Raw genomic sequence first — 7,954 nt, 5'->3', positions numbered from 1 at the left:
TGCTGGGCCATGTCCTGGGCCACGCGGTCGGTGGCCAGGTCGAAGAAGTACTTCTTGTCGGGGTCGCCGCGCAGGATGTTCATGGCCGCGCGCATGCCGGAGCTGGTGCGCTTCACCAACTCATACTCATCCTTCAAGAGGTTGACCTTGAACTTGCTGTTATCAATCTGGCGCAGGGCGGCTTTCAGGATTTGGCGCATCACCAGGCTCACGTTGGCCGTGGTGGTCGCCATGGGGGAAAGGCGGCGGTTGTAGTCCTCCAGTTGGGCGGCGCGGCTGGCGTAGCTGTCGGCGCTGTCCTTTTCGCCTTGGCGGGTGGCCGAATCGGCCAGGGCCAGGTACTCCTGCATCTGGGTGCGGTTGGCGTCCATCTTGCGCTTCACCAGCTCGTTGGCGCCTTCGATGTGGCCCACTTCCTCCTCCATGTTGCGGGCTTCCTTCTCGGTGTTGCGGATGTAGTCTTCCATGATGCCGATGGGGTCGGTATTCACAAAAAGACTGGCTGCCGTCCGGAAAATGCGTTGGCCCAGGTACCACAATCCCGCTTGGATACGCTTGTTGGTGGCCAGCAAAAACAGCACGAACAGCGTCCCCAGGCCAATGCCCAGCTTCACGGTATCGAATACAATATCAATAAGATATGGCAAGATTCGACCCCAGTAGTACACGCCCATACCGGCGAGCAGGGCCACGAAAACCCAGGCCGCGACTTTTTCGGGTTTTTGCCAGGAGGGCAGGCCATCGGCGGGCGACGGCGGGCCGAGTAAAGGTGTATTCATCGAGCAGAAAAAAAGTGTTGTGGAAATTCTGAAACGTCATTCTTTGCCATTCTCGGTGGTGAATGACGCTCTACTTCGTGCCAGCGGCGTTCAAAAAGGCTTCCGCAGCCTTGTGGTGGGCTTGCAGCTCGGCCATGGCCGCGGAGTTGGCCAGCTCATAGGAAGCCAGCGCGGCCTGCGTTTTCTGGCGCTCTTCGGCCAGCTGCTGTTGCGTTTGGAGGAGCTGCTGCTGCTTGGCCTGGAGCTGGCGGGTGAGGTCGGCGAGGTCGGCGGCCAGCTTTTTTTCCTGGGCCGTGAGCTGCACTACCAGCCCGGGCGTGGCCCCGGGAACGGTGACTTCGCCCATTTTCTCGCGGTGGCGGGCCAGCACTTTGTCGCGGTCGGTGCTCAGGGCTTGCTCAAACTGCGAGGCCGATGCGAGCAGGGCCGGCACGGTCCCGCCGTTCACGGCCGAAAAGGCATTAAAAGCCGTTTGGTAGAGCAGGGGGCCACTCATGCCGGCGGCGGCCATGCTCTTCACCATCTTCATATAGGCGCCAAAGTCCTTGCCATCGCCGGCCAGCAGGCCCGCAATGTGGTCGAGGTGACGCTGTTCGGGCTGGGTTACGGCCGGGGCCGCGAAGGGCGCGGCGGCACCGGCCGGGTTGCCGACTGGCGGCGCCGGAGCGGCGGCGCCGTACTGGGTGGTGGGCGGCGTGGTAGGCGCGGGCGCCCCTCCCTCGGGCTCAATGAAAAACTCCTTGGCGGCGTGGGTGAGCTTATCGAAAATTTCCATGGAAAGAATAGAAAAGGAGATGAATATATAAGCGGCCAAAAATCAGCGGGCCAGGGGTGCACCGGAAGCCGGGCAAAAACACCTTCAACCGTTCAAAGGTAAAGATATTAGGCAATCCGGCCGCATACGATTGTGCCCCGCAAAAAGCCCCGGCGGCCCGGCCCGCTTTGCGCGATGCCGGCCCACCGGGGTCTTGCCTTGGAATACGTGCTTAGTTCGTGGCCTGGCTGGCCAGCCACGCTTCCCGCAGGGTTTTCTGGTTGGGCGAATACACCATTTTTTCCACGGCTTCCACCGGCTTCACCTGCACGTTGGGGTCTTCGGCCAGGATGAGCTGGGTGGTGCGCTCCACGCCGCCCCGGGTTTTCACTTTCACGAATACCACGTCGCTGGGCGAGTGCTTGTGCAGCACGCCGTCGAGGTCGCCCGCGCTTTTGATTTCCTTGCCGTCGAGCACCACCAGCTGGTCGCCCCGGTCGATGCCGGCCTTGTAGAGGCCCGAGCCGATTTGCGTGTTGTAGGCCACGAGGCACCGCCCTTGGTCATCAAATTCGACCTGGTTGGACAGGGCCGCACCCAGCGCCCGGGTAGGAATCACGGCCAGGCCCGCCACCAGCAAGTTCTCGCTGAAGCGGGGCTGCTCGCGGCCGTACACGAACTGCCGAAAAAAGCGGCTGGCAAACACCGTGTCCTTGCTTACTTCGCCCAGTACCCGCTGCAAGTCCTTCACCGTGTAGGGGTTGCCCGGGGCGTAATTGGCTTGCTTGCCGTATTGCTGCCACATGGCCTGCATAAACTTGTCGAGCGAAGTGCGGTGGAACTGGCGCAGCTGCAAGTCGAGCACCAGCGCCAGGCCGGCGCCCTGGTCGTAATACGACAAGTTCGTGTTCACTCCGTTGGTGGGGTCGCTGCTGCCCGCGCCGTCCGTGAACGCGGCCTGCCGGCTCATGTCGATGGCCGACGCGTAGCGGGCGCCGGGGCTGTTCTGGCGCAGGTTCACCCAGCGGCTGATGTCGTCAAAAAAATCCTCGTCCTCAATCAGCTTGGCCCGGCGCAGGGCCAGCCGCCCGTAGTACTGCGTGAAGCCTTCGGCAAACCACAGCCCGTCGCTCATGTTCACGCGCTGAAAGTCAAAGGGTTCCAGGTCCTTCGGGCGCAGGCGTTCCACGTTCCAGGAATGAAAGAATTCGTGGGCCACGGTGCCCAGGTTTTTCGTTTCGTCCTCGCCCTTCAGCGGGCGCGGGCTGGTGACGGAGGTTGAGTTGCGGTGTTCCATGCCGTCGGAAGTGGCCTGGCTCAGGTAGTCGGCCACGAAAGTGTACCGGGCAAAATCGAACTTCGGCAACTCCCCGAAAATGGCTTTCTCCTCCTTCACCACCTTCTGCACTTTCTTGGCGTAGTCATCCAGGTCGGCCGCCGGGCCCTGGTACAGCGTGGCCAACTCAATGGTCTGGTCGCCTTCCGGCCAGGAGCGCACCTGCTGCGCCCCCAGCGACACCGGGCTGTCCATCATATACTGCAGGTTGGGCGCCGTAAACGTGTTTTTATCGCCTCCGGGCCGCAGCTGGGTCGCCACTTTCCAGGTGGCGGGAAGCTCAAATTTTATCTCTGTCTGGCGGCCTTCCAGGCCCATGGCATAGCACAGCGCGGCGGGCAGGTTGAGGTGGGCATGCTGCTGGTCGATGCCCACGTAGGTGCCATCGGTCTGGTCGCCGTACAGCGTGTAGCTGAGGATGACGATGCCGTCGGCGCCGGGCGTCACGTCCCAGCCGTAGGGGTCGGGCCGGTTGAGGGGTAGCGGGTGGTTGCCGCCGTCGGTTGCCACCACGTAATAGGCGTTTTTGGAGAAGTCGTGCAGGGAGTAGCGGCCCGGTGAGCTGCGCGCCATGCGCACGTGCAGCGGCCCGCCAGGCAGCCCCGCAAACGTAGCCGTGACCTTGGCCTCGTGGTGCACGGCATTGGGGAACGCCACGGTGTAGCGCACGGCCGGCCCCGTATCCGCTTTGGTTTGGGCCTGGGCGCCGGTAGCCCCCGCGGTCAGGCCCAATAAGGCAATAGCAGTAGCGAATTGTTTCATGGACAGAAATGACATTGAATCAAGGAAAGTAGAAGGCGGCGCGGCTATAGCTGACACGCAAAGTTCAGAAAATTTACAATAAAATAAGGGAAATTACTCAGTAAAGTACCCTTGGTACTGATAAAATTATGTTTCAGCGCTGGGAAACAGCGTTATTAAATTTCAAGGGTGAGGTGTAAGCTGCTGTTCAGTAAACACCAGGGCTTCCACGGCTCCGCCAAAAAAGGTGCCGCGGCTGGAGAACTGTAGCCCCAGGTGGGCCAAAGCCGCCCGCAAGTCCGGCAGTTCCCGCGCTTGCAACCCCGTGGTAAGGCGGAAAAAAGTGTACATCAGCGCGAGCAATACCTGCCGCCAGCCCCGGCGAGCGGGCCGGAAATCGGCCAGCAGCCACGGGGCGCCGGGTCGCTGGGCCGCCCGCAGCCGCGCCAGCGCCCCAGCCATGTCGGCCCCAGCAATGCAGTCAAGCACAAAAAAGGTGATGACCGCATCGAAGCCCTCGGCCGGGCCCAGCGCCGCCTGCGTGCCGTGCCGAAACTCGACCTGGGGCATCGCCTGCGGGCATTCCCGGCTCAGCCGGGCGCGGGCGCGGGCCAGCATATTGCGTGAGGCTTCGAGGTACAGCACCGTAGCGGCCGGCCGCTGGCTCAGCACTTCGGCCAGCACCCAGCCCGTGCCGCCACCCAAAATGAGCACGTGGGGGGCGCCACCGGGCAGGCCGCCCAGCGCGGCGCGTTGCGCCTTTTTAAGCGCCGGCCCAAACACGAGGCCCGCCAAGGCATCGTAGCACCACGTCACCCGGTCGAAACCAGTCAGGTTTTCGGTGGCTGCGGCCGCAGGAGAAGGGGTAGCGGGAAGGTGAGGCATGGGTAAAAGCGCGGCATCAAGAAAAAAAATGCGTTGGCAAGTAACTGAAAAACAATTGGCGGTATCGTTCCCGACGGCGAAGACGCGAAAAAAATACGGGCAATGTTGCGCCACTGTGAATTGAGCCTGTATCTTTGCACCATCAAAAGGCCGCACTTCTTATCGGGAAGAGCGGCTTTTTGCCCCCTGCATGCGCTTGTGGCGAAATTGGTAGACGCGCTGTCTTCAGGCGGCAGTTCCGCAAGGTGTGGGAGTTCGAGTCTCCCCGAGCGCACGTTTTAAAAAGCCAGCCCCCGTCGGGCTGGCTTTTTTTGTTTTTCGTATTTGGAGCTATTCCTTCGTTTGTTCTTCGTTCTCATTCACCGGCCCGTGTGCCTATGTATCGCCTCACCTCCCGTTTGCTGGCCCTGGCCGGCCTGCTCACCGCCGAAGTTGCACTGGGGGCCGTGCTGTTTGTGGCGGCATTCGCCGTGTTTTTTTATCTGGCCCGCGTCGTGTTCGTCCAGCATTCGGTAGCGCTCGATACCTGGGCGTCGGGCGTGGTGGATGGCTGGCGGCGGGCCGAGCCCGGCCTCACGGGGCCGGTGCGGTTCGTTACATTTTTTGCGGCGCTGCCGTTTTTGCTGCCTGCCAGCATCATCGGGCCCTTGTGGCTGCGCTGGGCCGGCTATCGGCGCGAAGCGGGCGAACTGGTGCTGGCCATGCTCGGCGGCGTGCTCCTGAACCAGCTACTGAAAATGTATTTCAATCGGCCCCGGCCCAGCAATGCCCTGCTCCAAACCTGGGGCCTGAGCTTTCCGAGCGGGCACGCCATGCTGGGCGTCATCTTCTACGGCTGCCTGGCCTGGCTGCTGGCCCGGCATTTTAAGCGGCCGGCCTGGGTACTGCCCTTGCTGCTTTGGGAAGCCCTGATTGGCCTCACCCGCGTGTACTTGCACGCCCACTACGCCACCGATGTGCTGGCCGGCTTTGCCGGCGGGGCCGCGTGGCTGGTGGTCTGCCGGGCCGGGCTCAAGCTGTTCTGGAAAGAGGAAAAAGCCGTGATGGGGGAGGAGGGCTGAAAAATGCCTCCCTACAGGCGCACCTGCACCCGCAACGCCAGCAGGCCTTTCACGCCCTGCAACTCCTCTAGTTCCAGCTCTTCGACGCCGGGCGCCAGCAGGCCGCGGTCCTGAAGGTAGTCGATGTACTCGAAGTATTCCACGGCCTCGCGGCTCTGGGCATACACCAGCGCAATGGTGCCGGGCTGGGTCAGCCGCTCGCCGGTGCCCAGCACGGTGGCTTTATCAATGCGCTTTTTGATAATTTCGTAGCGGATGTTGTAGGCGCCGTCCACGTCGAACTGGCGCTCGTCCTGCCGGAAGCGGATGCTCAGCGCCTGGCCGTGGATGAGGATGAGCTGCGTGGTGTCGAGTGGCACGGGCAGGGTGTGTTTCAGGGCGGCGGTGCGCCGCGTAATTTCCACCATCGTGAGGAGCTGCCACAGGCGCAGGTTTTTGAGAAACACCAGGTCGAATGGCTTGTTCTGCACCAGCGTGGCCCCTACGTAGATGTTGAACTCCACGCCGTCGGTTTTGTAGCGTTGGAAGTAGTGCGGGTACATCAACTGGGCCTTTTCCTCTTCCTCGTCGAGGTAGTCGCTCACGGCATCGTTCAGCGTGGTCACGCTGATTTCGAAGTCCTGGCGGCGCTTGTAGAGAATGCCCAGCTTGGGGTCGATGTTGCTCCAGTACTTGGTGATGACCGGGCGCAGCTCGGGCGTGTGCGTGGCCAGGTACTCAAACAGCGGCTCCACTTCGCGGGTGAGCGAATCGTAGATATTGGCCTCGTCGCCGGTCAGCATGCCCTCGCTCAGCCGCTTGAGGTGCTTCGTGACGTAGAACTTCAGCTCGTCCAGAATGGGCAGCTGCTGGTACTCCGAAGCTTTTTTCAGGACTTTGTTGGCCAGCGTAAGATGTTCGATAAGGTCACCCTGAATGGCTTCGTTGCGCACCGTGCTGCTGCCCCGAATGTCGCAGGAGCCGTGCAGCGGGTACACTTCCTCAAACACGATGGGCTCCATCTCGGCCGAGCGGTTGCCGGCGTCGAGCTTGGCCAGCAGGTTGCGGGCCGCGTCCATGAACCGCCACTCCATGGTGGGGTGGATGGCCGTAAATTTCTCCCGAATGATGGACTGCACCCGCGCCTGCAGGTCCTCGGCGTTGCGCTTCACGGCCACCGCAAACAAGGGCACGAACTGCGACACCTTGTCCATGTCGAACTCGTCGAGGCCGCCCACATCGGGCGTGCCCAGCTCCAGCAGGCCCACCGTGTCGTCGCCGTAGGGCAGCAAGGCCAATATGGCGGAGTGAATGCCCAGGCTCAGAATTTGCTGGCGCAGGTCTTCGGGAATGTCGGCCGTGGTCACATCCTTGAGCACCAGCGGCTCCTTCTCCCGCAGCAGGCGCTCATAAATCAGCCGGAAGCTGCCGTCGGCCGACTGGTGCTGCACCTGCTTGGTGAGGAAACTGTGGTTGATTTTGCGGCCAAAATCCACAAACGCCCGCTTCTTCTCGTCGTAAGCGGCGATGCCCAATTGCAGCGCCGGCTGCGCAAACAGCACTCGCAGCTTCTCCTGAATCTGCTCGAAGCGGGCGGGGGTTTGCAGCACGTCGCGCTCCAGCAGGTCGTATTTCAGCTCCGAAAGAATTTCCTGGTCGGTGATGTCCACCAGCTGCAGCAGGTTGAAGCCTTCCAGCTCGAAATGCTCGGGCGGCAGCAGCTGGCGCCACAGCTCCGGCCGGTGGCGGTTATGCACCAGCAGCTCCAGCTGCTCGGGGCTCAATGCCGGCGCTTCGCCCACCACCTTCACCGTCACAAAATCCGAGTTGAAATCGACGCCATAATGCCGGTACAGGCCAATCTGGTAATCGGGCACCGTGAAGACAATGGTGCCCAGCGGCGGCAGGTCGGCCCCGTAAACGCGGTGCAGCACCAGGTGATAGGCCATGAGCCCCATTTGCCGGTCCATGGCCGCCACGTCAATGTTCAGCGGCTGCTTGATGATGCGGTCCTTGTTGAGCATCACCTCCTCGAAGTGGCGCGTGGAGTAGAAGCTGCGCCGCTGAAACGGCCCCACCACCCCGCTGATATCGGAAGCAAACGACGCCGGCGGAAACACGGCCAGCATCAGCGTTTCAATCAGGTCGCAGTTGCATTCCAGCTCCGCAAAATCGGTGAGCGGGCCCCGGCACCAGGACGCCTGCGCCACCTGCTCGCCGATGGCGCGGGCCAGCAGGGCCACGCCCGCATTGGATGCTTGCTCGCGCTCCTGCCAGTACGCAATCAGCGGCTCCAGGCTGAGCGTTGAGCGAAAGGGAAACGAGGACGGGGCCGTGGCGCTGCGCGGGGCAGGTACCGTCGGGGCGGTGGGCAGTAAAGGTTCAGCGGGCATAGGGACGAAAAACACGGATTTCCGGC

General features: G+C 62.2%; 6 protein-coding genes and 1 tRNA gene. 2 read left to right on the top strand and 5 right to left on the bottom strand.

What is annotated here, in order from left to right:
* From J4G38_RS24115 to J4G38_RS24100, 4 genes are all read right to left on the bottom strand, one after another.
* Window positions 1-779: PspA/IM30 family protein (locus J4G38_RS24115; protein WP_226163770.1), on the bottom strand; the 779-nt coding region annotated here is incomplete at its 3' end.
* A 70-nt stretch (window positions 780-849) separates the two neighbouring features.
* On the bottom strand, window positions 850-1,554 hold the full coding sequence (locus J4G38_RS24110) for a hypothetical protein (protein ID WP_210521444.1): 705 nt from the start codon (window positions 1,552-1,554) through the stop codon (window positions 850-852).
* Window positions 1,555-1,765: 211 nt separating this feature from the next.
* Window positions 1,766-3,631 (bottom strand): M61 family metallopeptidase, encoded by a 1,866-nt coding sequence (locus J4G38_RS24105; protein ID WP_210521445.1) that lies wholly within the window; start codon window positions 3,629-3,631, stop codon window positions 1,766-1,768.
* Between the two features lie 162 nt (window positions 3,632-3,793).
* Window positions 3,794-4,495 (bottom strand): class I SAM-dependent methyltransferase, encoded by a 702-nt coding sequence (locus tag J4G38_RS24100; RefSeq protein ID WP_210521446.1) that lies wholly within the window; start codon window positions 4,493-4,495, stop codon window positions 3,794-3,796.
* 192 nt (window positions 4,496-4,687) lie between these two features.
* Between J4G38_RS24100 and J4G38_RS24095 the strand changes: the two genes are divergently transcribed.
* Window positions 4,688-4,769 (top strand) — tRNA-Leu (locus J4G38_RS24095).
* Between the two features lie 103 nt (window positions 4,770-4,872).
* Window positions 4,873-5,556, top strand: coding sequence for a phosphatase PAP2 family protein (locus J4G38_RS24090; RefSeq protein WP_210521447.1), 684 nt, complete (start codon window positions 4,873-4,875; stop codon window positions 5,554-5,556).
* 11 nt (window positions 5,557-5,567) lie between these two features.
* Here J4G38_RS24090 and J4G38_RS24085 read toward each other — a convergent pair whose 3' ends face one another.
* On the bottom strand, window positions 5,568-7,928 hold the full coding sequence (locus tag J4G38_RS24085; RefSeq protein WP_210521448.1) for a GAF domain-containing protein: 2,361 nt from the start codon (window positions 7,926-7,928) through the stop codon (window positions 5,568-5,570).
* Between the last annotated feature and the right edge of the window lie 26 nt (window positions 7,929-7,954).

Origin of the sequence: Hymenobacter terricola, assembly GCF_017921975.2 — a bacterium.
Lineage (GTDB): Bacteria > Bacteroidota > Bacteroidia > Cytophagales > Hymenobacteraceae > Hymenobacter > Hymenobacter terricola.
The sequence above is the reverse complement of the archived record's forward strand: the minus strand, read 5'-3'. Positions and strand labels throughout refer to the sequence as shown.

Excerpts from the sequence above, each read along its gene's own strand:
- J4G38_RS24090 (WP_210521447.1), top strand. The coding sequence starts at position 4,873 with ATGTATCGCCTCACCTCCCGTTTGCTGGCCCTGGCCGGCCTGCTCACC.
- J4G38_RS24100 (WP_210521446.1), bottom strand. The coding sequence starts at position 4,495 with ATGCCTCACCTTCCCGCTACCCCTTCTCCTGCGGCCGCAGCCACCGAA.
- J4G38_RS24085 (WP_210521448.1), bottom strand. The coding sequence starts at position 7,928 with ATGCCCGCTGAACCTTTACTGCCCACCGCCCCGACGGTACCTGCCCCG.
- J4G38_RS24105 (WP_210521445.1), bottom strand. The coding sequence starts at position 3,631 with ATGAAACAATTCGCTACTGCTATTGCCTTATTGGGCCTGACCGCGGGG.
- J4G38_RS24110 (WP_210521444.1), bottom strand. The coding sequence starts at position 1,554 with ATGGAAATTTTCGATAAGCTCACCCACGCCGCCAAGGAGTTTTTCATT.